The sequence below is a fragment of the Lonsdalea britannica genome, from assembly GCF_003515985.1.
Classification (GTDB): Bacteria; Pseudomonadota; Gammaproteobacteria; order Enterobacterales; family Enterobacteriaceae; genus Lonsdalea; species Lonsdalea britannica.
In genome coordinates this window covers 772,094-795,929 of the sequence record NZ_CP023009.1, presented here as the reverse complement: position 1 = coordinate 795,929, position 23,836 = coordinate 772,094, and the positions used below count along the sequence as shown (strand labels likewise).

Here is a 23,836-nt window from a genome sequence, read left to right as displayed (position 1 = left end):
TGTAGGGCCAGAGCTTATTTTAACTACGAGAACTATCATAAAATTAAATAAATTCTTTAATAACTTTGCTTATTCCTGTGACGCAAAAGTAATGAAAATGTGATACTGAGCACAGATTGAAAAGAAAGGGCGCGTCAGGCGCCCTTTGAAACGGTGGGATTAGTGCAGGTTAGTGCGCGAGGCAGACTGGCGAATCTCGTCGATGTCGGCCGCGTTGAAGAGGTAATGGCTTCCGCAGTAATCGCAATGCATGTCGATGTTGCCGTCCTGCGCCAGAATATCGTCGACTTCGCTTTCCGACAGCGTCAGCAAAGCATTCTCACAGCGCTCGCGTGAGCAGTGGCAATGGAAGCTGACCGGCTGCGGCTCGTATACCGTCACCTCTTCCTGATGATACAGGCGGTACAGCACCTCATTCGCGGGCAGAGAGAACAGCTCTTCGCCTTTTACCGTCGTCGTCAACTGAGATAGATGGTCGAAGTCGTCGCGGCTGCCTTCCTGAGCCGGCAGCACCTGTAGCAGCATACCGGCGGCGCACGGTTTACCGTCGTGCTCGCCAGTGCGGATAAACAGGCGCGTCGGCAGCTGTTCTGACTGCAGGAAGTAGTTTTCCAGGCAGGCTGCCAGCGTATCGCCTTCAAGCCCGACAACGCCCTGATAGCGCTCGCCTTCGGTCGGGGTGATGGTGATCACCAGATAGCCGTTGCCGATCATATCGTGCAGCGAACTTTCAGGCGCGATATCTCCCTGCAGGCGAGCCACTCCGCGCATCTGTTGAGCGTTGTTGCCATTGATGACGGCCAGCTTCAGCGGACCATCGCCCTGTAGCTGAACCGTGATGTCGCCGTTGAATTTCAGCGTCGCGGTCAGCAGGCTGGTGGCGACCAGTAGTTCGCCGAGCAGCGTTTGCACGGGAGCCGGGTAGTCGTGGTTCTCCAGGACCTGCTGGAGCGTGTCGCTGACCGTAACCAGTTCACCACGGACAGCGTGGCTTTCGAACAGGTAACGGTGTAATTGATCGTGTGTGGACATAATATTTTCTCGCGGCGACGGCGGATTATTCCGCATCGCTGTATTTAAATTTAATCAAATCCCGGCGCTCTTTTTTATCTGGGCGACGGTCGGGGTGGGGCATGGACAGCGCGTTCATTTTTCTTGCCTGCGCCATGTTTTCCCGTTTTTCGATACTGACCTCGGTTTCCTGATACATCGCCTGCGCCTGAGGTGCGGACCGGCGCTGTGCGCAGATCTCCAGAATCACGATGGTGCGTTCGTCGTTGCCCTGACGTAGTTTGAGTTCTGCATTCAGCTCGACCAGTTTGCTGGGCTTGCTGCGCTGACCGTTATAGTGAACTTTGCCGCCTTCGACCATATCGCGGGCGACGGCGCGGGTTTTGTAAATCCGTGCCGCCCACAGCCACTTGTCCAGCCGGACAGCGCTGGTGTCTTCATGCTGGCTGGCTTTGCTCATATATGCTCCTCAAAAACCGGTGGCGCCTGTGAAGGCGGGGATCAGCGTCCGGTAATCGTTGATCGCCGGATGACGATGGAACGTTTTTTCCTCGGACAGACTGGAGTCCGGGTTGCTGACGCCCAGACAGTAGCCGATCCCGAATGTCTTAGCCGCGTCCAAAATGGGTTCGCTGTCATCCACAAACAAGGTTCGCGCGGGGTCGAATCCGATTTGAGCTTGTACCGCCTGCCATAAACGCTGATCTTCTTTCGGAAAGCCATAAGTATGGGTGGAAAGCAATAAATCAAGGTGCTGATCGAGCCCGGTACGTTCAATTTTAACCGACAGGCTGTGCGGATGGGCGTTCGTCAGCAAAACCGTATGGCGACCACTGTCTCTCAATGCGCGGAGAAAAGGCGCGGTATCGTCCCGAAGCCGGGCGCGTGAAGCGATGTCCCGCGTCATCTGACGTATATCCAGATCCAGCTGTTGGCTCCAGTAGTCGAAGCAGTACCAGTTGAGCGTATGCTGAACGGACTGGTATTCGTGCGCCATCTGCGATTTTGCTTCTTCCAGCGAGATGCTGCGCCTTTCGCTGAGTGCTTGCGGCACCAGTTGCAGCCAGAAATAGCTGTCGAAAGCGAGGTCAAGCAAAGTGCCGTCCATGTCCAACAGCACGGTATCTATCTCATTCCAATCAAGTTCGGAAATCATTATCACTCCGGCAAAGAGGCCATTGCCGCCGGAGGCGGTCATCAGGCTGAGGGAATTTGTCCGTCAGTATACCGGTTTAAGGCGAAGGATTTCATGACGGACGGGAAACGCTGCCGTGTAATGCAGGCGTCGCTGAGGTTTCTGGCGCGAGATATTTGGCGTAGTACTGTTGGATATCGGCGATGCGCTGTTTGCTGCGACGATGCTTCATGACCAGTTGTGCGACGTTAATGATGAACACGCTCGTAAACAGCAGAAGCAGTACGCAACTGCCGAGGTAACGCCACAGCGTGACCGCATCGGGTTCGCTATGAAGCGAAATATGGCGAGTGCCGTTGGCATCCAAAGAAATGGCGGTGATGACGCCGCTGGCTTCGAATGATGTGTGCAGCAACATCGCGGACAGACGTTGCAGTTCCTGCCACTGTTCCGCCGGTCGATACTCCGGCAACGACGTCATGGGTTCTGGATGCGTGACGAACTGGTTGCCTTCATCGCTGCGGATAAGGAAACCCGCTGGCGGTGGGCTATTCAACGTATTGGTGGCGTTGCGAAGCTCCTGCAAATAAAAATAGTCCGTGGCGTTGTTGACCAGCGTATCCAATGTTTCGGCACTCACGGGGCGCAGGATGACGCTAGTGCCTTTCAGCGCGCCGGAGCTGGCGCGCCTGACCAGCACATTCCAGCTTTTCACGTTGCCGAGGTTAATCAGCGCGTTTTTAAGACGCGTACAATCCTCTTCCTTTGCGCACAAGTCTTCGGTTTTCAGTACGATGTCGGAAAAGTCGTTCAGCAGAATCATGCCGGACTTCTGGATCGCGCTGGCTAATGGTGAGCTGGCCCCGTCGCCATTCGTTGAAGGATGCAGCTGGTCGTTAACCGTGGCGCGCAAGGCGATAGTTTTTTCGATGATGTCGGATTCAGGCAGCGGCAGCGGGTCGGCTTTATTCCAGTAGATGGCAGAGCAATCGAAGGGCTGGAAAGCCGACGTGCTGGGAGGATTGGGACCATGATCCACGGGGGGACGTAACACATGCCGGTGCCGTGCACCTGCAATGTATCGCCGACATGGAGCGGCATGCGTTCCAGTTCATCGACCTGTGTGACCTTGATGTTGTTCGCGCCTTTAATCCAGGCAAGGCTGAGCTTGAGCGGGAGATCGAGCGGCACGTAACTCAACAGCAGCAGCACGCTGCACAGCGCGCCGCAGGCCAGCACCAGATTCTTGCCGCGTTTCTGCAAGGGAAAGTTTTTTACTTCATTGTGCAGCGACAGATATTTTCCCTGCCGCACGACCTGCCGGTTTTGATAGATATCCACATCGGTCTTTTTCCCCAAATCGTGGCCGATATAGGGTTGCCAGTGCGGGGGGTAAATCAGATCGATATTGCCGAGGGAGATATTGCCCAGACGGCTCTGGTTCGATTCGCCAAAAAGCCCCAGACACTGCGGCGTACCGTTCAGACAGTGGACGTCCTGTAGCTCTTTTTCTCGGGGTGAACGAAATAGCTGCCAGCAGCCCCATGCGGCCAACAGACAGGCGGTGCCCGCCAGCCACGGCAGTACCGCCAGCGGGCTATTGAGGCTGAAGACCAACAGTAAGAAGGCGCAACACAGCACGGCGGCGTCTTTCAGGCCGCGAGAACGGTGCGTGGCGTACTCTTCCCGCGTTTCTTTCCGCACGGAAAGTAGCTCGGTATGTTCGTTTTCTTCCGGGAGGATCGACGCGTTGCCAATCGGTAGTTCGCGGTTGTTCGAGGAATCGTGGTTGTTGATGTATTCCGTGATCGAGTGTCCGTTGAGAGAAATCACCAGCGGCATAGAACGGGTGGTGATCAGCTCGATCTCGTTATTTTGCGTGATGTACTGTTCCCAACTGGGAGGAAGGTGAACTTCTTGCGTATCAATGAAGTATCGCCATTTATTTGGCGCGTCAGTGCTGAGCCCATAGCGGGTAATGCTGTGCGTGATGGGGTAAACGCGGTTGCTGAGCAGAGAACGCGTCAGACGCGGGGAAGACGCCGACGCGGTAAGCGGCAGCGTATTGTCAGCATCTTTCGACACCAAATAATGTTCTACAGCCTTGCGTTCCGTTGAGGTCAGCTGGCGATGTCCAGAGACGACGGGCAGGCGTTTGGCAAAAAGAAAACGACGATACATGCGATAGCCAATGAAACCCCCTACCGCAATCAGACAGGTTAACAATACAGACAATATGATGAGTATTGTACTCATATCATTACCATCCAACAGCGTCAGGTTTCCTCTGTTTTTTTCGGATACTAGCAAAGATATATAGGCTATGTTATCCCATCTAGCTTTGCTGGCTGCCTTTGCTAACTGAATTTATACATTCTTGTCTTTATCCTTGGATGCTAACAAGGCCAGACATGAACAAAAATGAGGATAATCCTATTTTTTTTTCATCCAGGCGCCTCTCTGGTTTACATGAGTAAAGCTTATGTGTTCAAGGTGTTGCAATGTTGTTTCTTTGGTATGGTAAAGTTGCAGGCAACAACGCTATTGCCGCAAAATGCCCGTTCCGAACATGCTGTGAAGCGTACCAGTATTTTCCCTACTGTGCGGTCAGCGACAGCTAATTTCCTCTGTAACCGGGGCTTCTATGGATAATAACCTGCAAAAACCCAAAATTCTCGGGGTTGAAACCGTAGCCCGCTCACGTCTGTTTAATGTTGAATCGGTGGATCTGGAGTTCAGTAATGGCGAGCGCCGCGTGTATGAGCGGATGCGTCCTTCTGGCCGGGAAGCGGTAATGATTGTGCCGATGATTGGCGATGATTTGCTGCTGATCCGCGAATATGCGGTGGGGATTGAACAGTATGAACTGGGCTTTCCCAAAGGGCTGATCGATGCGGGAGAGACGGTATTTGAAGCGGCTGACCGTGAATTGAAGGAAGAAGTCGGGTTTGGTGCGGAGCACTTCGAACGGCTGGCGACGTTGACGCTGGCCCCGTCCTATTTTTCCAGCCAAATGCACATCGTCATTGCCCGTGGGCTCTATCCTCAGCGCTTACAGGGCGATGAGCCGGAACCGTTGATCCCCGTACGTTGGCCGCAGGCGCAGATGATGTCGCTATTGCAGGAGCCAGATTTCCGCGAGGCTCGTAATGTCAGCGCGCTGTTCCTGGCGCACGCTCACCTTTTCTCGCCGTCCTCTCAGAAATAGCCCCCTTTCGATAGGCAGCAGGCGCGCTGGGTTCAGCGCACCTGCCTGCTACGTAGTTAGAATAATTCCTCGGATTGACCGCTACCGGCGTCGTACAACGTCGTACCGGAATCATGGGTCGCGTGCTCTGTCGGCTGCGTCCCGTCGATAAAGTATTCCTGACGGCTGTTGCCGCCCCCGTCGGACAGCATGCCCGTGCTGCGATCGATCGTCACAGTGGTAATGCCCGGCGGCGGGGAGATTTTTTGCTCCGGTACGCCGCTCAGTGCGACTTTCATGAAGCTATCCCAAGCCGGTTGCGCGCTCTTGGCGCCCCCTTCGTAACCGGAAACTTGATCGCGGATAGCACCCGAAAGGGTTGAGCGCCCCAGATCGCGACGATGATCGTCGAAGCCAATCCAGATGGACGTCACAATATTCGGTCCATAGCCGGAGAACCAGGCATCCTTGGAATTGTTGGTTGTCCCCGTTTTTCCGCCGATGTCATGGCGTTGCAGCACTTTTCCTGCGCGCCATCCGGTGCCCATCCAGCCCGGTTCGCCGAAGACATTACTGTTCATGGCGTCCTTGATTAGGAAAGCCAGCGGCGTGCTGATGACGTGCGGCGCATACGGCTGATTCGCCTGTCGCGCTGCTTCCGGCGGCGTAATTGGATCGGGCTGCGGCGCGGCGTTCGGCTGCGGTTGCTCCTGAGACGTGGCGACATTTTCCATTGAGTCTGGAGAGAGCTGGACCGACCGTTGGGTTTCACCGTAAATGACCGGCAAATTGCAGCTATCGCAGACGATTTTCGGTGCGGCGGCAAACAGCGTATTACCAAAATCATCAACGATCTTGCTGATGAAATACGGGTCGACCAAATAGCCGCCGTTCGTCATCACCGAATAACCGCGAACCATCTGCAACGGCGTAAACGCAGCCGCACCCAGCGCCAGCGACTCGGTATGCACGATGTTCTGCTGCGGGAAACCGAAGCGTTCCAGATAGTCGGCCGCATAGTCCACGCCCATCGCGCGCATCGCGCGTACCATCACAACGTTTTTGGACTGTCCCAGCCCCTGACGAAGTCGGATAGGGCCATCATACTGCGGCGGGGAGTTTTTCGGACTCCAGTCGGAACCGGCACCCGGATCCCAGCGGGTAATCGGGGCGTCGTTCAGCAGGGTGGCGAGCGTCAGCCCTTTATCCATCGCCGCCGTGTAGAGGAACGGTTTAATGTTCGACCCGATCTGGCGCAAAGCCTGAGTGGCGCGGTTGAACTTGCTCTGGTTGAAGTCGAAGCCCCCCACCAACGCCAGGACCGCGCCGTTATTTGGGTCTAAAGACACCATCGCGGAATTGACGTCAGGCACCTGAGCCAGCCACCAGACGTTGTCGACTTTACGCACCCAGATCTGCTGGCCCGCCTGCAGCACATCGGTCACGCGTCGCGGTATGGCGCCTTGCAGATAGTCAGTTTTGAATGGGCGCGCCCAGCGTACGCTTTCCAGCGGCAGAACGACTTTTTCGCCAGAGGAGAGCATTGCGGTGGCCTGATCGGCGGCAGAGGCCGTGACCACCGCTGGCTGCAGTGGCCCGTAGACCGGCAGTTTCTTCAGCGTTTCAATGATTTTCTTTTCGGGCCAGGCCGGTATACCGACTTTCCACAGCTCCTGGTCCGCGCCGCGGTAACCGTGGCGCATATCGTAGTCGATCACATTGTTGCGTACGGCATCATCCGCAGCCTGCTGGAGTTTCCGGGTGATGGTGGTGTAAACCTTGTAGCCGTCGTTATAGGCGCCGTCGCCATAACGTTTCACCATTTCCTGTCGCACCATTTCCGCCATATATGGCGCGGAGAAAGCGATTTCAGGCGCATGGTAGTCGGCCTCCAATTTCTCGCTTCGCGCCTGATCGTATTGGGCTTGCGTGATGTAGTTTTCATCCAGCATACGCGACAACACCACGTTGCGGCGGGCAAGCGCGCGGTCATATGAGTAGAGCGGGTTGAAGGTCGATGGCGCTTTGGGCAGACCGGCGATCATCGCCATTTCACCCAGCGTAAGCTGATCCACCGTACGGCCAAAGTAAACCTGCGCCGCCGAGCCGACGCCGTACGCGCGATACCCCAAATAGATCTTATTGAGATACAGCTCGAGGATTTCATCCTTCGTCATCATCTGCTCAATGCGGATGGCGAGAAAGACCTCTTTCACCTTACGCAGCAGGGTGCGCTCCGGGCTCAAGAAGAAGTTACGCGCCAGCTGCTGAGTGATGGTGCTCGCGCCCTGAGACGCATGGCCTGACATCATCGCAATCGACGCCGCACGCAGGATGCCTTGGGGATCGATACCGTGATGTTCGTAGAAGCGGCTGTCTTCCGTAGCGATAAAAGCATGTACCAGCTCGGGCGGGATCTGGGACAGTTGCAACGGAATACGGCGTTTTTCGCCGAACTGAGCGATGAGCTCGCCGTCGGCGCTGTAGACTTGCATCGGGGTTTGCAGACGGACGTCTTTAAGCGTCGCGACATCGGGTAACTGGGGCTCAATATAGCGATAAAGGCCATAGAGCGAGGCGGCTCCCAGCAGAATGCAAGTTACTGCAAGGATGAATAAATACTTTACGAGCTTCACCTGAGATTTTCCATTCAGTAGCGGTTGAATAGTTTATAAGCAATCGGGCGCTAAGTATAAAGGTAAGCCAGCAATGAGAACACGTTCTTTTAGCTGACGATAAGGAGATCGAACATGGCTTACCACATCTGGCGGGTTGGATTGGATATACAAAATGGCGTCGTGCGCGCTCTGGCGGTGCAACGTCGCCGTGATGGCTGGCAACTGCGCCACTGGTGGCAATTACCGTTGCCGGGCGATACGTTACGCGCCGGTAGTCTACATGATCCAGACTCACTTTGTGAGGTGCTTCATCAATGGCGGCGGGAATTGCCGCGCTTCATTTCTTTGCGCATCGCTCTGCCGCCTGCGCTGATATTTCAGCAGCGAATGGCGGCGCCCGATCCCCGATTGCGTGAGCCGGAACGTAGCGGATATATCGAAAAGATGGCGTCTCGCACGCTTCCGGTGAGTCGGGATGCGTTGGCGCTCGACTATCGAGACGACCCGCACACTCCCGATACGGTGCTGGTGACGGCTGCGAGGAAGACCGCGCTAACAGCATGGTTGTCCTGTCTCGCCCGTGCCGGGCTGTATGCCGACGTAGTGGATATCAGCCCCTGCGCCCTTCGCTGTGTGGCCAGACAGGTTGGGATTTCTCCCCATGCGCCGCTGTTGCACCGCTTCGAGGACAGCTGGCTGTGGATCTCGCCAGTCGGACAACCGCTAGACTTCGGTACGTTCACATCGCAAGACTCGGGCGAGCATGCCTCGCTATTCGACTATATCCGCGAGATAGACGAGCGTTTTCCAGCCTCTGCGCATTATCCGGTTTACCTGAGTTCGTCGGTTCCGAATACGGATATCGGTGACGCGGAACGGCTGATCCCGTGGTCGCCGCTGGCGGCATTCAGCTATCAGCAACCGCCGTTGCCGACGGAGCCGTCGACGTTTGCGATCGCGGCCGGATTGGCGCTGCGTCCGGGGGATGACTGATGCCAATGGTCAATCTGCTTCCTTGGCGCCGTCGGCGGCTAATTCGGCGTGTTCGCCTGTGGAGCCTGCTGTTGACGGCGCAGCTTGCGATAGCGGCGTTTGTCATCGCGGGAGACTTCCTGTCCTCTCAACGGCAGCATGCCATGCTGGCGCAGCGCATTGCCCAATTGCAATCGGCCAGACAAGCCCATGAGGCGCAGTATCAACGCGTTCTTGAGAACACTCAGCAACAGGCGGCGGAACAGGTCCAGCAGACGTTGAGTGAACAGGGGCAACGCCACAATCGGCGCTACCAAGAGCTTTTAAAACACCTGCCCCGGCTGATGCCGGAGGCGCTATGGCTAACGGAGATCAGCGATAGCGAACACGGTCTACTGCTGTCGGGTGTCAGCCATCACTATCAGGCGATTGTCGATTTCTCCAGACGTCTGGCCGGTCAACCGCTGGCTGCTGGTCCCGTACTTCGACAAACCCGTCGGCATTCGACTGACGCGGCATTGCTGGAGTTTACGCTGCAGTTGGGGAAAACGGAGAGTACTCATGGCGTGACGCCTGTTGGGAGAAAGGAAAAATGAGGCATGTCTCTCCCTTCGTTTGTCGGTGGTTCAGTACTCCAATGCGAACGCTGTTAACGACACAGTGCGGGCTGGTCGCGGCGCTTTCGCTGGTGTTTTGGGGCACGGTGAACAGTGGATTACGTCAGCAAACGGCGTTATTGCAGGAACAGCGGCAAAGAGAGCAGGAGTCGGTCGCACAGTGGCAGAAAAGGCTGGCGGGGTTGCCAGCTCCGGTCGCTTTGCCATCCCGTTCAGCGGCACGGCCGTTGGAGAATCATCGTTGGCAGTCTGGCATTGGATTGCCCACTGAAGCGTTGCATGAGTCCGGCGGACAGCTCATCTCCTGGTCCCCGCACTCTCCTGACGGTGGTGACAGCGAGGAAAACCGATGGCTGCTGGTTTTGAATGCTGACTATGTGGGCATAAGACGGTTTATTACCCGGCTCAACGCTTCCAACGTTGTTCCCAGCATCGACCGACTGGTGATGAGGCGTACGGAGGAGGGCATTCGCACTGAACTGCTACTGCATCCTCCCGCGCCTGAAAAGCGAGGCCCGTAATGGCAAGGGACCCAGGCTTTTTCAACGGAAAAACGTACGTCGCGCTCGCTTGCCTGTCGCTAACGTTGGTTTCGGGGGACGCAGTGCCTGCTGCGCTGACGTCGGAGGATGAGAGGGATCCGTTTCAGCCGCAGATAGCGCACTGCGTTATGCCCGCATCCACGGCGCAATGGCGGCTGCAAGGACTGGTTGGTGATACTTCTCGCTGGGTAGGGTGGGTCAAACAGGCGGGAAATGGATGGATGAGGGTGAAGTATGACGAGGCTGTAACGCCTACTGACGGCATCGTGGCGCAACTGGATCATGCGCATGGAACGCTGCGGCTGTCTTCTTTGCAGGGCGATTGCCCTGTTTCGGAAATTCAATTGTCTTCGCCGTTTTCCGACTGGTCACAAGGAGTTGTGCCATGATGTATTGCCGGGTTTTACGAATGCGAATAGCGATGGTTCGCGGTGTTCTGCTGGCGTGTCTCTGCGTTAATCAACCTGTCCTGGCGCAGGATGCGCTCCCCGTCTCGCTGGCTTTTGACGATGTTCCGGTCTCGCGCGTGTTGCAGGCGCTGGCGGAGCATCAGCGATTGAATCTTGTCGTCGCGCCGGGCGTGGAAGGAAATATCAGCCTTCAGTTGGATAATGTTCCCTGGCAGCAGGCGATGGATATCACGCTGAAAATGGCCGGTCTGACGGTGGAGCGGGAAGGCGATGTACTGATGGTCTATCCCCGTGGAAACCTGTCGGACATGCCGCCGGCAGAGCAAGCATCTCAGCGCGCGCAACCCCTAAAGAGTGCGTCTTTCATGCTGCACTATGCGGAGGCGAGCGACGTCGCCGCCAGTTTGCAGGGGCAGCGCGGCACGTTGTTGAGTGAACGGGGGCGAGTCGCGGCGGATAAACGCACCAACACATTACTGATAAGGGATGAAGCGGCGGCGGTCACGGAGATTCAGTCCTGGATTCTTGAAATGGACAAACCGCTGGCACAGGTGCAACTGACGGCTCATATCGTGACGATAGGCAGCGAACAGCTGGAGTCGTTGGGGGTGAACTGGGGGTTGGGTGAACGCGTGGACGCGGGTAAAGCCCCTGGCGTGAACCGTTTTGCGATCGATCTGCCGGTGACGACGCCCGCTATCAAGGCGGGCTTTCATCTCGCCCGGCTTGACGGCCGACTGCTCGATCTGGAGTTGCAGGCGCTGGAACAGGAAAACGCGGTGGAGATTATCGCCAGTCCACGGCTGTTTACCGCTCATCGCCAGACGGCCAGCATCAAGCAGGGGACCGAGATCCCTTATCAGGTGTCGAGCGGCGCGAGCGGTTCGACGTCGATAGAGTTTAAAGAAGCGGTATTAGGCATGGAAGTGACGCCGCGCGTACTACCTCAAAACCGGATCAGCCTGAATCTGCTCATCAGCCAAAACATGCCGGGAAGAGCCATAAAACAGGGCGAAGGAGAGATACTGGCGATTGATAAGCAGGAGATCCAAACGCAGGTAACGGTCACCGACGGTGAAACAATTGTATTAGGTGGTATTTTTCAGCAGCAGAAAAATCAGGCTGAAAATCGAGTCCCCGGTCTGGGTACCTTACCGGTCGTGGGCGGCTTATTTAAAAACCGCAGTCAGCAAAATACGCGGCGCGAGCTGGTGATCTTCATCACGCCAACGCTTATTCACGACGCGCCACGGAGCGATTTATAGCGTTATCGGTTGTGACGAAGGAAAACTATGCAATTTATCAATAATTCCGTTCACCGTTTGACGATGCGGCGGTTTTAGCATACAAGGATTAGCGAATTGAGTACTGAAGTGTCGTTCCATCGGCGATGTCGATAACTTACATCATCCTTATTTGGATAATGTGAAATTTTATTAGGTTGCCAAACTACCCTGAGTATTGAGATAATTTTTTGTCTGATTCTCGCACTATCGCTCATGAGGTTTCAGTTTAGGTTCCGCCGCAGGTTACATGGCGGGGCGGGTTATCATTAACGAATTTCTTAGTAATACCAAAAAAATGGCAGAGAAACGCAATATCTTTCTGGTTGGGCCTATGGGTGCCGGCAAAAGCACTATTGGCCGTCAGTTAGCTCAGCAACTCAACATGGAGTTCTTCGACTCCGATCAAGAAATTGAGCGACGTACCGGGGCTGATGTGGGCTGGGTATTTGATGTGGAAGGCGAAGAAGGCTTCCGCGAGCGCGAAGAGAAAGTCATTAATGAATTGACGGAGAAACAAGGGATCGTGCTGGCAACCGGCGGCGGTTCGGTGAAAACACGCGAAACCCGCAATCGCCTTTCTGCGCGAGGCGTTGTCGTGTATCTGGAAACCACCATCGAGAAGCAGTTAGCCCGCACGCAGCGCGATAAAAAGCGCCCGTTGTTGCAGGTTGAGGCCCCTCCGCGCGAAGTACTGGAAGCGTTAGCGAGAGAACGTAATCCACTGTACGAAGAAATCGCAGACATTACGATTCGCACCGATGAACAAAGCGCCAAGGTAGTTGCCAACCAGATCATCAGCATGCTGGAAAACAACTGATTTTGTATAGCCGCCTGCACTCTACGGGCTTCCGACAGGTCATGGAACGCGCATGGAAAGAATTATCGTCACTCTCGGGGAACGCAGTTATCCCATTACGATAGCCGCTGGATTATTCAGCAACGCAGACTCTTTTTTGCCGTTAAAAGCGGGCGAACAGGTTATGTTGGTGACCAATGACACATTGGCGCCGCTCTATCTGGACGCTGTGCGGACCGTCTTGGAAAACGTAGGGGTGCGGGTTGATCAAGTGGTTCTTCCCGACGGAGAGAAGTACAAATCTCTGACGGTGCTTGATCAGGTCTTCTCCGCCCTACTGGAGAAACCCCATGGCAGGGACACCACGTTGGTGGCGCTGGGCGGCGGAGTTATCGGTGATTTAACCGGTTTCGCAGCGGCCTGCTATCAGCGCGGCGTTCGTTTCATTCAGGTACCTACCTCTCTCTTGGCTCAGGTCGATTCATCCGTTGGTGGTAAAACCGCGGTGAATCACCCTTTAGGCAAAAACATGATTGGCGCTTTCTATCAACCGGCATCCGTCGTGATAGATATCGACTGTCTGAAAACGCTGCCCGCCAACGAACTTTCTTCTGGTCTGGCCGAAGTCATCAAATACGGCATCGTATTCGATAGCGACTTTTTTGCCTGGCTGGAAACACATATCGACGCCGTGCGCGCGCTAGATAACGCCTCGGTGGCTTACTGTATTCGCCGCTGCTGTGAACTCAAGGCTGAAGTCGTCGCGGCCGATGAACGTGAAAACGGTCTGCGCGCCTTGCTAAATTTAGGCCACACTTACGGTCATGCGATTGAAGCTGAAATGGGTTACGGCAACTGGCTGCATGGCGAAGCCGTGGCGGTGGGTACGGTCATGGCCGCACAGGCTGCACGTCGCCTCGGCCTGCTGGGCTCGGCAGACGTTGATCGCATCAAAGCCCTGTTAACGCGAGCCGGGCTGCCGATTACGGGGCCAACTTCTATGACCCCTGAGTCTTATCTGCCGCACATGATGCGCGACAAAAAAGTATTGGGTGGTGAGCTGCGTCTGATATTGCCGACGGCTATTGGTCAGGCCGAGATACGCAGCGGCGTCACCCATGATATGGTTCTGGCTTCCATTGCTGATTGCCTTCCCTGACATAGACTTAGTGATGAGTCTCCCTGTGGGGGCGATGGTTTTTATTTGTACTATGATACCTGATGATATAGCTACTCGCGGCGATTGCATCACCACGAGCAGCTGCCGTTCAGTTGGAGGGGTATAGATGGGTGAGTTCAATCCGGAAGACGAGCTGAAACCGGATACCAGCGATCGTCGGCCACAGCGCCAGCAAAAGAGAAAGCAGGGATTGACCCTGCCCAGCGTGGCGCTATCCAGACAGCATGTCATGATTGGCGTCGGCATTATTGTGCTGGTATTGCTGATTGTCGCCGTCGGAGCTGCGCTTCAGTCGCCGAGTAAGGATGCGACGCCGCCCGCTGCGTCTGGCGGCGGTTCGAAGAATATTGCGCTTTCATCGCCTTCGGCCTCACCGACTGACGTAACCGCGCCTGCCGTACCTCAGACGTCGCTTCCGGGCCAGACGCAGGCTGGCGAGCCACAGTCTTTGAGCGCGCCTCCGGTGGCTGAAGCACCGACTCAGGCGCCGTTGCCCGCCCAGGACAAGAACCAGCAGCGTATTGAACTGCCAGGCAACATGATGGATACGCTCTCTCAACCGCAGCAACAGCAGCAGTTGAATGCGGTGGCACAGAATGGCGTTGGCTCAGACGTGACGTTGCCGACTTCGCCGGCGTCCGTATCACCAAGTGGTAAAGCGCGTCCTTCACGTGAAACGACGACGGCTCTCCGTCCCGGCACGGATAAACCTCGTCATACAGACGCCACTGGCTCGCCGCACAAGGCTCCCGCGAAAAACAGCAGTGTGTCCAAGGCGCCGACTACCGCCATCACGCCAGCACCATCTGGCAAGTCAGTTTTACCTGCTGGCGGCGGTCAGGCGAATGGTTCGATTAAAAATGCACCGGCCAGCCACTTTACGCTTCAGCTGAGCGGCGCGTCTCGCGAAAGCTCGCTGCAGGCCTATGCCAAAGCGCAACGACTGACGAACTATTGGGTCTATCAGACCCAACGGGATGGTAAACCCTGGTACGTGCTTGTGAGCGGCGTTTACGCCTCCTCAGATGAAGCCAAACGCGCCGTTGCATCACTGCCAGCCGACGTCCAAGCCAAGAAACCATGGGTTAAGCCGATCCGTCAGGTGAAGCAGGACTTGAGTAAGTAACACCAATTAGCCCTGATGTGCTGTCTGAAACAGAGTACAATCCGCGGCTCTGAAAAGTATGAGTAACTAACGACGGCATGAAGAAAAACCGCGCTTTCTTAAAATGGGCTGGTGGTAAGTATCCGCTGGTAGAAGAGATTCGCCGATATCTACCAGCAGGAGATTGCTTGATCGAACCCTTTGTGGGTGCCGGCTCGGTGTTTCTCAATACCGACTACGACAACTACATCCTGGCCGATATCAACAGCGATCTCATCAATCTGTACGATATCGTTAAAACCAACACTGAACATTTCATCCGCGATGCCCGCGAGTTATTCACGCAAGAAATGAATACCTCGGACATCTTCTATCTGTTGCGCAGCGAGTTTAATGCTTGTGACAACGCTTACCGACGCGCGTTACTGTTTCTCTATCTCAACCGCCACTGTTACAACGGATTATGCCGGTATAACATGAGCGGCGAATTCAATGTGCCGTTCGGGCGTTACAAGAAACCCTATTTTCCTGAAGACGAACTGCGCTGGTTCGCGCAAAAGGCTCAAAACGCTACGTTCGTCTGCGAGCACTATCGGGATACGCTGACGAAGGCGAAACAGGGTTCTGTCGTGTATTGCGATCCGCCTTATGCGCCGCTGTCCGCCACCGCGAATTTCACGGCGTACCACACCAATAATTTTAATCACGACGATCAGCGCGATTTGGCGCTGCTGGCACAGCAGCTCTCGGCGGAAAGCCAAATACCGGTATTGATTTCCAACCACGATACGGAGCTGACGCGTGAGTGGTATCAGTCGGCTTCGTCACTATACGTGGTCAAGGCCCGGCGGACGATTAGCCGCAACATCGCGGGTCGCAGCAAGGTGAATGAACTACTGGCGTTGTACCGCGGCGTCGAGTTAGGGTAGGCAGGCTGATAAAGCCCCGCGCTGTCGCGAAAACAGAGGCTGTACAAGCCCTTTTGAACCCGAAGTGGCTTCGGCAGCAATATGCAGACTTGATGGTTTGGAGAAGCGAATGAAACCGTTTTTAATCGCCCCGTCTATATTGTCGGCTGATTTTGCCCGGCTGGGAGAGGACACCGCTAACGCGCTGACGGCGGGCGCCGACGTCGTCCACTTTGACGTCATGGATAATCATTATGTTCCCAACCTGACGATGGGACCGATGGTGCTCAAGGCGCTGCGAAATTACGGCATTACCGCCCCGATTGACGTACACCTGATGGTTAAGCCGGTCGATCGCCTGATCCCGGACTTTGCCGACGCCGGCGCCAGCTACATCACCTTTCATCCAGAAGCCTCAGAGCACGTGGATCGATCGCTGCAACTGATTAAAGATCACGGTTGCCGCGCAGGACTGGTGCTGAACCCGGCGACGCCATTGAGTTGTCTGGATTACGTCATGGATAAGCTGGACATCATTCTGCTGATGTCGGTCAACCCTGGCTTCGGCGGCCAATCATTCATTCCCTCCACGCTCACCAAACTGCGTCAGGTGCGCAAGCTCATCGATGACAGCGGATACGATATTCGTTTGGAAGTCGACGGCGGCGTCAAAGTGGACAATATCGCTGAGATCGCCGCCGCCGGAGCGGATATGTTTGTGGCGGGGTCGGCGATTTTCAATCAGCCTGACTATCAGGCGGTGATCGAGAGTATGCGCCAGGAGTTGGCGAAGGTGTCCCATGGCTGAATTCAATACTGTGCGCGGGCTGGCTTTCGACCTGGATGGCACGCTGGTTAATAGCGCGCCGGGACTGTCTCAGGCGTTGGACAGAGCGATGCAGTCTCAAGGGCTACCTGAGCCGGGCGAAGCTTTACTGACGACCTGGATCGGCAACGGCGCCGACAAAGTCATCGAACGAGCGCTGCGCTGGGCCAACGTTGATCCTTCGCCTGAGCGGATGCAGTCCGCGCGTAAACAGTTCGACATCGCCTACGCGGAAACGGTAGATGCTGGCAGCCAGCTGTATGCCGGAGTTAAAGATACGCTGCACGCGTTGGCCGCTCGCAACGTACCTATGGCTCTGGTAACGAATAAACCGACCCCTTTCGTAGCGCCGTTGCTACGTTCACTTGGGATCGATGCCTACTTTACGTTAGTGCTGGGCGGCGATGACGTCCCGAGCAAGAAGCCCCATCCCGCGCCGCTCTATCTGGTGTTGGGAAAGTTGGGCCTGCGTGCAAACGAGTTGCTGTTCGTCGGCGATTCGCGCAATGATATACAAGCCGCACAGGCTGCCGGTTGCCCGAGCGTTGGCATGACCTATGGCTATAACTATGGCGAAGCGATAGCCCTGAGCCACCCGAGTGTGGTGTTGGATCGCTTTGCGGATCTCTTGTCCCTTGTCGGACCGTCCATTTCAGATAATCAGGAAGCATTAGCATGAGTAAGCCCATTGTATTTAGCGGCGCGCAGCCGTCTGGCGAGTTGACCATTGGCAACTACATGGGTGCGTTACGTCAGTGGGTTCATATGCAAGATGATTACGACTGCATCTATTGCATCGTGGATCTGCATGCCATCACGGTTCGTCAGGATGCGGAACAGCTGAGAAAAGCGACGCTGGACACGCTGGCTCTTTACCTGGCCTGCGGCATCGACCCTGAGAAAAGCACCATCTTCGTTCAGTCGCATGTGCCGGAGCATACCCAGCTGGCGTGGGCGCTGAACTGCTACACCTATTTCGGCGAACTGAGCCGTATGACCCAGTTCAAAGACAAATCCGCTCGTTACGCGGAAAACATTAACGCTGGCCTGTTCGGTTATCCGGTACTGATGGCGGCGGATATCCTGCTGTATCAGACGAATCAGGTGCCGGTAGGCGAAGACCAGAAACAGCACCTGGAGCTGAGCCGCGATATCGCACAGCGCTTCAACACGCTGTATGGCGATACGTTTAAAGTGCCAGAACCGTTTATTCCGAAGTCGGGTGCTCGCGTGATGTCTCTGCTGGAACCGACCAAAAAAATGTCCAAGTCGGACGATAACCGCAACAACGTGATTGGTCTGCTGGAAGATCCGAAAGCTGTGACCAAAAAAATCAAACGTGCGGTGACCGACTCGGATGAGCCGCCGGTGGTGCGTTATGACATCGCCAACAAACCGGGCGTGTCGAACCTGCTCGATATCCTCTCTGGTGTTACCGGGAAAACAATCCCTCAGCTGGAGCAGGAATTTGAAGGCCAGATGTATGGTCACCTGAAAGGCGCCGTGGCGGAAGCGGTATCCGGCATGCTGGGCGAATTGCAAGAGCGTTATCATCGCTTCCGTAATGATGAAGCTTATTTGCAGCAGGTTATGCGCGATGGCGCCGAGAAGGCCCGTGCGCGCGCCAGTCAGACGCTGAATAAGGTTTATGACGCCATTGGTTTCGTTTCTCGTCCATAAGCTGTAGAACGCCCGTAGGGCGGATATTCGCGATATGTGAAGACGAGCCAGTGGCTCGTCTTTTTCGTTTCAGGTCAGCGATCTTGATATCGCCGCGAGTAAAGCGCTCCATCGGCGAGCGCGTTTCTCAATCCTGCGTAAAAAAAGGTAAATCGGTAGCGCGCAGGCAGGCGGCTATTTACAATCGATACGCTTTCTGTAGTTGGCCCCTAAAAGGAATTCTTCATGTCAAAACGTATATTGGCAACGATAGCGACCGTATTTACTTTGTCTGCGTTCTTGCCTGCATTTGCTGCAACCGCGTCAACGCATGTGTTGCTTACCACGACGGCCGGCAACATCGAATTGGCGCTGGACGATCAAAAAGCGCCAGAGTCAGTGAAAAATTTTGTGAGTTATGTCGATAGCGGTTTCTATAACGGCACCATTTTCCATCGCGTCATCCCGGGATTTATGGCTCAGGGGGGCGGATTTACCAGCGACCTGAAACAGAAGGCGACCCAGCCGCCGATTAAAAACGAAGCTGACAATGGATTGCGTAATCTGCGTGGCACCATCTCGATGGCGCGTACCAGCGAGAAAGACAGTGCGACCAGCCAGTTCTTCCTCAACGTAGCGGATAATGCATTTCTGGATCACGGCCAGCGCGATTTCGGTTATGCCGTCTTCGGGAAGGTCGTGAAGGGCATGGATGTAGCGGATAAGATTTCTCAGGTGCAGACGGAGAACGTCGGGCCATACCAGAACGTGCCCATCAAACCGATCGTCATCCAGTCCGCCAAAATCATCAAATAGTTCAGGTAGTCAGTTTAGGCGCTGTTTGCCTGGCTGTTTACAGCGTGCTCCCGGCGTGGATTCGTCGGGAGAATGTCTGACTGTCTTATCCCGTCTCAATCCTCTTTCTTCGCGATAACAGATTGTTTTCTAAGTGATCGCCAGCCAGTTTCAGAGTGATGAATGTTACTGATCATTGATAACTACGACTCCTTTACCTACAACCTGTACCAGTATTTTTGCGAGCTGGGCGAAGAGGTTGTGGTCAAGCGTAATGATGAGCTGAGTCTCGACGCGATTGAGCGTCTGTCGCCGCAGCATTTGGTGATATCGCCGGGCCCCTGTACGCCGAACGAAGCGGGCATCTCGCTGCAGGCCATTCGACATTTTGCCGGTCAGTTGCCGATTCTGGGCGTCTGTCTGGGGCATCAGGCGTTGGGACAGGCCTTCGGCGCTCAGGTTGTGCGTGCGCGCGAAGTCATGCACGGGAAGACCTCGCCTATCCGGCATCGTGACATTGGCGTTTTCACCGGTTTGGCGCAGCCGCTGACGGTCACACGCTATCACTCTCTGGTAGTCGAAAGCGCGTCGTTACCTGATTGCTTTGAGATCACCGCCTGGACAGAAGATGGCGCAGGGAAAATGAACGAAATCATGGGGATACGACATCTTAACCTCCCTCTGGAAGGCGTGCAGTTCCACCCGGAAAGTATTCTGAGTCAGCAGGGGCATCAGCTGTTGAGTAATTTTTTGCACGGAAAATGAATTCGGCGCTTATTTGATTTCCACACAGATTAATGATTGCCTGAGTTTGATTTTTTATGCATATTCGATGACTATATTTTCACTGTAGACATGAAATCGTAAAAGCGGGGCAGCAGATGGCAATAGATAAAACCGCGGTGACGCGTGATACATACGATAAGGTAATCCTTCCTGTTTATGCGCCGGCACAGTTTGTTCCGGTGAAGGGGAAAGGCAGCCGGGTATGGGATCAGCAGGGTAAGGAATACATCGATTTTTCCGGAGGTATTGCCGTTACAGCGTTGGGTCATTGCCATCCTGCGCTGGTAAATGCCCTTAAAACTCAGGGCGAAACGCTGTGGCATACCAGCAACGTTTTCACCAACGAACCAGCGTTGCGACTGGCGAGCAAACTGATCGCCGCGACGTTCGCCGAACGCGTGTTTTTCGCCAACTCAGGCGCGGAAGCCAACGAAGCCGCCTTCAAACTGGCGCGTCATTACGCCATCGAACGTTTCAGCCCCTATAAAACCAAGATTATCGCCTTTCATCAGGCCTTTCATGGCCGCACGTTGTTTACCGTGTCGGTAGGTGGCCAGCCGAAGTACGCCGATGGATTCGGGCCAAAGCCCGCCGATATCATTCATGTGCCGTTCAACGATTTGGATGCGGTCAAGGCGGTGATTGACGATCACACCTGTGCCGTCGTGTTGGAGCCGGTGCAGGGCGAAGGCGGCGTGCTGCCAGCCACGCAGGAATTTATGGAGGGCGTGCGTGAACTGTGCGATCAAAATCAGGCGCTGTTGGTGTTTGATGAAGTGCAGTGTGGCATGGGACGAACCGGCGAGCTGTTCACCTATATGCACTATGGTGTGACGCCTGACATTCTGACCACCGCCAAAGCGTTGGGCGGCGGATTCCCCATCAGCGCGATGCTGACCACCGAGGACGTCGCTTCTGTCATGAAGGTCGGGACGCATGGCACCACCTACGGCGGAAACCCTCTGGCCTGTGCGGTGGCGGAAGCGGCGCTGGATGTGATCAATACCCCCGCAGTGTTGTCAGGCGTCTCCGCCAGACACGATCGCTTTATTTCCGCCCTTGATGCCATCAATCAGCAGTTCGATATCTTCGACGGCGTTCGCGGTATGGGCCTCTTGTTAGGCGCCCAGTTGAAACCCCAATGGCATGGACGGGCGCGAGATTTTCTGACGGCCGCCGCCGAGCTGGGCGTGATGATCCTGGTCGCAGGCCCTGATGTTATTCGCTTTGTGCCGTCGCTGGTGATTGAACTGGACGATATTGATGAAGGGATGGCGCTGTTTGCGAAAGCGGTCGCACAGGTGGTCAACGGTTAATAGTATTTTTAGACGAAGAGTGAACAGCGCGTTGCGCGCTGTTCATGAATCGAGGAGTTGAGATTAGCGCGTACCGAAGACCACGATGGTTTTACCGTGCGCTGAAATCAGCTCCTGATCTTCCAGCATCTTCAGAATCCGACCCACGGTTTCGCGGGAGCATCCTACGATCTGACCGATTTCCTGACGGGTGATTTTAATCTGCATCCCGTCTGGGTGCGTCATGGCATCAGGCTGTTTGGCGAGGTTCAGCAGCGTTTGTGCAATGCGGCCGGTCACGTCGAGAAACGCCAGGTTGCCCACTTTCTGCGAGGTGACCTGAAGGCGACGCGCGATCTGAGACGACAGACGCATCAGAATATCGGGATTGACCTGAATCAGCTGGCGGAATTTTTTATAGGAAATCTCGGCAACTTCGCAGGCACTTTTGGCTCGTACCCATGCGCTGCGCTCCTGATCCTCTTCGAACAAGCCTAGCTCCCCGATGAAATCCCCTTGATTCAGATAGGAAAGAATCATCTCTTTCCCTTCTTCATCTTTGATCAATACGGCAACGGAACCCTTTACGATGTAGTAAAGCGTTTCTGCTTTTTCACCTTGGTGAATCAGCGTACTCTTTGAGGGGTACTTGTGAATATGACAATGAGAAAGGAACCATTCAAGAGTCGGGTCTGTTTGCGGTTTGCCGAGAACCATTCGCTGTTATCCTCTGTTGTAATTCACTACGTAAATCACAGGGCTCAGAGTTCCCTGTAAGGCATGATAACTCTAGTTATAATTCAAATTCCGTTAGACGGAATATGTCAGGGAATTGACTGAAACCTCTCTGTCAGGTGACGCTGCAAACTGCTGTTTTCAGCATTGCGCAGAACGCACCGGATACTGCCTCTGTTTGTAACACAGGTTGAGAGGACTGTCTTGTGTTGTCTCGCTTCAGCATGATTACGCCTTGATATGCAGGCATTTTCTACATAAGCGCGATAAAATTTCAAAAAAAGTTGAGTGGGAGTGAAAGGCTATGCAAGCGCGGATGAAATGGGTAGAAGGGTTAACGTTTATCGGTGAATCCGCTTCGGGCCACCAGATTATTATGGATGGCAACGCGGGCGATAAAGCGCCGAGTCCGATGGAAGTGCTGTTGATGTCGGCGGGAGGTTGCAGCTCGGTTGACGTCGTGTCTATTCTGCAAAAAGGGCGTCACGATGTGGCGGATTGCGAAGTGCGTCTGACCTCCGAGCGCAGACAGGAAGCGCCCAGACTGTTTACTGCCATTAACCTGCATTTCATCGTGACCGGAAAAGGGCTGACCGAGCAGGCCGTGTCGCGTGCGGTATCCCTGTCGGCAGACAAGTACTGCTCGGTGGCGCTGATGCTGGGCGCGTCGGTGACGATCACGCACAGTCACGAAGTCATTACTCTCGATTAAACAGCCTGCGGCCGTTCAGGCCGTAGGGGGGCGATCTCATGTGATCGTCTTGCCTTCCAGCAGCCGCTGCACCAGCGGCATCATGATCAATTCCATCGCCAGCCCCATTTTGCCTCCGGGCACCACCAGCGTATTGATATGAGAGATATACGACCCCTGTAGCATGGCGAGCAGATAGGGGAAGTCGATATTCTCCAGGCGCTGGAAATGAATGACCACCAAACTTTCATCCAGCGATGGGATTGCTTTTGCGGCGAAGGGGTTCGACGTATCGACGGTCGGCACCCGCTGGAAATTGATGTGCGTGCGGGAAAACTGCGGCGTGATATAGGTGATGTAATCTTCCATCGAGCGCACGACGGAGTCCATGACCGCATCGCGCGAGTGTCCGCGTTCGTTGACGTCGCGGTACAGCTTCTGTATCCACTCAAGATTCACGATAGGTACGACGCCCACCAGTAAATCAACATGGCGAGCCACGTTGTGTTGCTCGGTGACGACGCCGCCGTGCAAGCCCTCATAGAACAACACATCCGTCGGATCAGGCATGGCTTCCCAGGGCGTAAATGTGCCGGGAACCTGATTGTAAGGAATGGCTTCGTCGTAGGTATGCAGGTACTTGCGGGTTTGCCCGGACCCCTTGCTGCCATAGTCGGCGAATACCTGTTCCAGCAGGGTGAAATCGTTCGCCTCCGGCCCAAAGTAACTAATGTGGCGCCCCAGATCTCGGGCTTTGCGGATAGCCATGTCCATTTCCGGACGGGTGTAGCGGTGAAAGCTGTCGCCTTCGAGTTCAGCCGCGCGGATTTTCAACTGCTGAAAAATTTTTCGGAACGCCAGACTGGTGGTGGTCGTTCCGGCGCCGCTTGAGCCGGTCACGGCAATAATAGGGTGTGGATGCGACATCGTGCTGCAACTCCGCAATTGACGGTAAAACCCTGCAGGAAGCGCCGGGGATTTGACCTTCATTGTTACCCTGTTTGCGCCGATGCGCCACGCCATTTTTGCATGGGCAGCGCGAGGTACGGCGTTATGAATCGTGTCCGGCCTTGAACTGAGTGCGCGGCATGAGGTTGACCGTTTCATGCAGTTCGGACCAGACCAGCACCACTTCGCCGCTTTCCAGCTGGCGGCGGACATCCGCCACCTTTTGTTCCAGCGTGCGCTCGTGCTCGCCATAGTCAGTACCTTCGCGCAGCACGAAGGACTCAATCAGATTCTCCAGCGTATCCGCCGCGAGTTCTTTCCAGGGAATAATCAC

General features: G+C 55.1%; 24 protein-coding genes and 1 pseudogene. 17 read left to right on the top strand and 8 right to left on the bottom strand.

Annotated elements, in window-relative coordinates:
* Nucleotides 1–159: 159 nt before the first annotated feature.
* The 4 genes and pseudogenes from hslO to CKQ53_RS03795 all read right to left on the bottom strand — a co-directional run bounded on the left by hslO (nt 160) and on the right by CKQ53_RS03795 (nt 4,402).
* Nucleotides 160–1,032, bottom strand: a complete 873-nt coding sequence (gene hslO / locus CKQ53_RS03810; protein WP_118895283.1) for an Hsp33 family molecular chaperone HslO — start codon at nt 1,030–1,032, stop codon at nt 160–162.
* A 25-nt stretch (nt 1,033–1,057) separates the two neighbouring features.
* Nucleotides 1,058–1,471, bottom strand: coding sequence for a ribosome-associated heat shock protein Hsp15 (gene hslR, locus CKQ53_RS03805; RefSeq protein ID WP_085652618.1), 414 nt, complete (start codon nt 1,469–1,471; stop codon nt 1,058–1,060).
* Nucleotides 1,472–1,480: 9 nt separating this feature from the next.
* Nucleotides 1,481–2,167 carry a GMP/IMP nucleotidase gene (yrfG, locus tag CKQ53_RS03800; protein WP_094118628.1) on the bottom strand — a complete coding sequence of 229 codons (687 nt, stop codon included), beginning with the start codon at nt 2,165–2,167 and terminating at the stop codon, nt 1,481–1,483.
* A gap of 91 nt (nt 2,168–2,258) precedes the next feature.
* Nucleotides 2,259–4,402, bottom strand: a pseudogene (locus CKQ53_RS03795) (intracellular growth attenuator family protein).
* A 388-nt stretch (nt 4,403–4,790) separates the two neighbouring features.
* On the opposite strand from CKQ53_RS03795, the gene nudE reads away from it, so the two are divergent.
* Nucleotides 4,791–5,354 carry an ADP compounds hydrolase NudE gene (gene nudE, locus CKQ53_RS03790; protein WP_094118627.1) on the top strand — a complete coding sequence of 188 codons (564 nt, stop codon included), beginning with the start codon at nt 4,791–4,793 and terminating at the stop codon, nt 5,352–5,354.
* Between the two features lie 56 nt (nt 5,355–5,410).
* On the opposite strand, the gene mrcA is transcribed toward nudE, so the two are convergent.
* Nucleotides 5,411–7,969 carry a peptidoglycan glycosyltransferase/peptidoglycan DD-transpeptidase MrcA gene (gene mrcA / locus CKQ53_RS03785; RefSeq protein ID WP_094118626.1) on the bottom strand — a complete coding sequence of 853 codons (2,559 nt, stop codon included), beginning with the start codon at nt 7,967–7,969 and terminating at the stop codon, nt 5,411–5,413.
* A gap of 114 nt (nt 7,970–8,083) precedes the next feature.
* Here mrcA and pilM point away from each other — a divergent pair, with 114 nt between their 5' ends.
* The 15 genes from pilM (at nt 8,084) to argD (ending at nt 21,149) form a co-directional block, all read left to right on the top strand.
* Complete coding sequence (gene pilM / locus CKQ53_RS03780; protein ID WP_085652613.1) at nt 8,084–8,944, top strand: type IV pilus biogenesis protein PilM; 861 nt, start codon at nt 8,084–8,086, stop codon at nt 8,942–8,944.
* The gene (locus tag CKQ53_RS03775) at nt 8,944–9,519 is read left to right on the top strand and encodes a PilN domain-containing protein (protein WP_094118625.1); all 576 of its coding nucleotides are present in this window, start codon (nt 8,944–8,946) and stop codon (nt 9,517–9,519) included. The genes pilM and CKQ53_RS03775 overlap by 1 nt, the downstream gene beginning before the upstream one ends.
* Nucleotides 9,520–9,560: 41 nt before the next feature.
* Nucleotides 9,561–10,061: a hypothetical protein gene (locus CKQ53_RS03770; RefSeq protein ID WP_094118624.1), complete on the top strand. Its 501-nt coding sequence runs from the start codon at nt 9,561–9,563 to the stop codon at nt 10,059–10,061.
* Nucleotides 10,061–10,471 (top strand): HofP DNA utilization family protein, encoded by a 411-nt coding sequence (locus CKQ53_RS03765; protein ID WP_094118623.1) that lies wholly within the window; start codon nt 10,061–10,063, stop codon nt 10,469–10,471. Before CKQ53_RS03770 ends, CKQ53_RS03765 begins: the two co-directional genes overlap by 1 nt.
* On the top strand, nt 10,471–11,757 hold the full coding sequence (gene hofQ, locus CKQ53_RS03760) for a DNA uptake porin HofQ (RefSeq protein ID WP_094118648.1): 1,287 nt from the start codon (nt 10,471–10,473) through the stop codon (nt 11,755–11,757). Before CKQ53_RS03765 ends, hofQ begins: the two co-directional genes overlap by 1 nt.
* A gap of 316 nt (nt 11,758–12,073) precedes the next feature.
* Complete coding sequence (gene aroK / locus CKQ53_RS03755; protein ID WP_026741304.1) at nt 12,074–12,595, top strand: shikimate kinase AroK; 522 nt, start codon at nt 12,074–12,076, stop codon at nt 12,593–12,595.
* A gap of 52 nt (nt 12,596–12,647) precedes the next feature.
* Entirely contained in the window at nt 12,648–13,733 is a 1,086-nt protein-coding gene (gene aroB, locus CKQ53_RS03750) for a 3-dehydroquinate synthase (RefSeq protein WP_118894660.1), read from the top strand.
* Between the two features lie 127 nt (nt 13,734–13,860).
* Complete coding sequence (locus tag CKQ53_RS03745; protein WP_118894658.1) at nt 13,861–14,880, top strand: SPOR domain-containing protein; 1,020 nt, start codon at nt 13,861–13,863, stop codon at nt 14,878–14,880.
* Between the two features lie 77 nt (nt 14,881–14,957).
* On the top strand, nt 14,958–15,788 hold the full coding sequence (gene dam, locus CKQ53_RS03740; RefSeq protein ID WP_085652607.1) for an adenine-specific DNA-methyltransferase: 831 nt from the start codon (nt 14,958–14,960) through the stop codon (nt 15,786–15,788).
* A 109-nt stretch (nt 15,789–15,897) separates the two neighbouring features.
* Nucleotides 15,898–16,575: a ribulose-phosphate 3-epimerase gene (gene rpe / locus CKQ53_RS03735; protein WP_094118622.1), complete on the top strand. Its 678-nt coding sequence runs from the start codon at nt 15,898–15,900 to the stop codon at nt 16,573–16,575.
* The gene (locus CKQ53_RS03730) at nt 16,568–17,272 is read left to right on the top strand and encodes a phosphoglycolate phosphatase (protein WP_094118621.1); all 705 of its coding nucleotides are present in this window, start codon (nt 16,568–16,570) and stop codon (nt 17,270–17,272) included. The genes rpe and CKQ53_RS03730 overlap by 8 nt, the downstream gene beginning before the upstream one ends.
* Entirely contained in the window at nt 17,269–18,273 is a 1,005-nt protein-coding gene (gene trpS / locus CKQ53_RS03725; RefSeq protein WP_094118620.1) for a tryptophan--tRNA ligase, read from the top strand. Before CKQ53_RS03730 ends, trpS begins: the two co-directional genes overlap by 4 nt.
* Before the next feature lie 225 nt (nt 18,274–18,498).
* On the top strand, nt 18,499–19,068 hold the full coding sequence (gene ppiA / locus CKQ53_RS03720) for a peptidylprolyl isomerase A (RefSeq protein ID WP_094118619.1): 570 nt from the start codon (nt 18,499–18,501) through the stop codon (nt 19,066–19,068).
* 162 nt (nt 19,069–19,230) lie between these two features.
* Nucleotides 19,231–19,812, top strand: coding sequence for an aminodeoxychorismate synthase component II (locus tag CKQ53_RS03715; RefSeq protein WP_094118618.1), 582 nt, complete (start codon nt 19,231–19,233; stop codon nt 19,810–19,812).
* Between the two features lie 116 nt (nt 19,813–19,928).
* A complete protein-coding gene (gene argD, locus CKQ53_RS03710) occupies nt 19,929–21,149 on the top strand; it encodes a bifunctional acetylornithine/succinyldiaminopimelate transaminase (protein ID WP_118894656.1) in 1,221 nt (406 codons plus the stop codon).
* Nucleotides 21,150–21,212: 63 nt separating this feature from the next.
* Here the strand turns inward: argD and crp are convergent, their stop codons facing one another.
* Nucleotides 21,213–21,845, bottom strand: coding sequence for a cAMP-activated global transcriptional regulator CRP (gene crp, locus CKQ53_RS03705; RefSeq protein WP_026741314.1), 633 nt, complete (start codon nt 21,843–21,845; stop codon nt 21,213–21,215).
* Nucleotides 21,846–22,167: 322 nt separating this feature from the next.
* On the opposite strand from crp, the gene CKQ53_RS03700 reads away from it, so the two are divergent.
* Entirely contained in the window at nt 22,168–22,575 is a 408-nt protein-coding gene (locus CKQ53_RS03700) for an OsmC family protein (protein ID WP_094118617.1), read from the top strand.
* Between the two features lie 36 nt (nt 22,576–22,611).
* Here the strand turns inward: CKQ53_RS03700 and CKQ53_RS03695 are convergent, their stop codons facing one another.
* The gene (locus CKQ53_RS03695) at nt 22,612–23,481 is read right to left on the bottom strand and encodes a phosphoribulokinase (RefSeq protein WP_085652599.1); all 870 of its coding nucleotides are present in this window, start codon (nt 23,479–23,481) and stop codon (nt 22,612–22,614) included.
* A gap of 124 nt (nt 23,482–23,605) precedes the next feature.
* Nucleotides 23,606–23,836 carry a YheU family protein gene (locus CKQ53_RS03690; protein ID WP_094118616.1) on the bottom strand — a complete coding sequence of 77 codons (231 nt, stop codon included), beginning with the start codon at nt 23,834–23,836 and terminating at the stop codon, nt 23,606–23,608.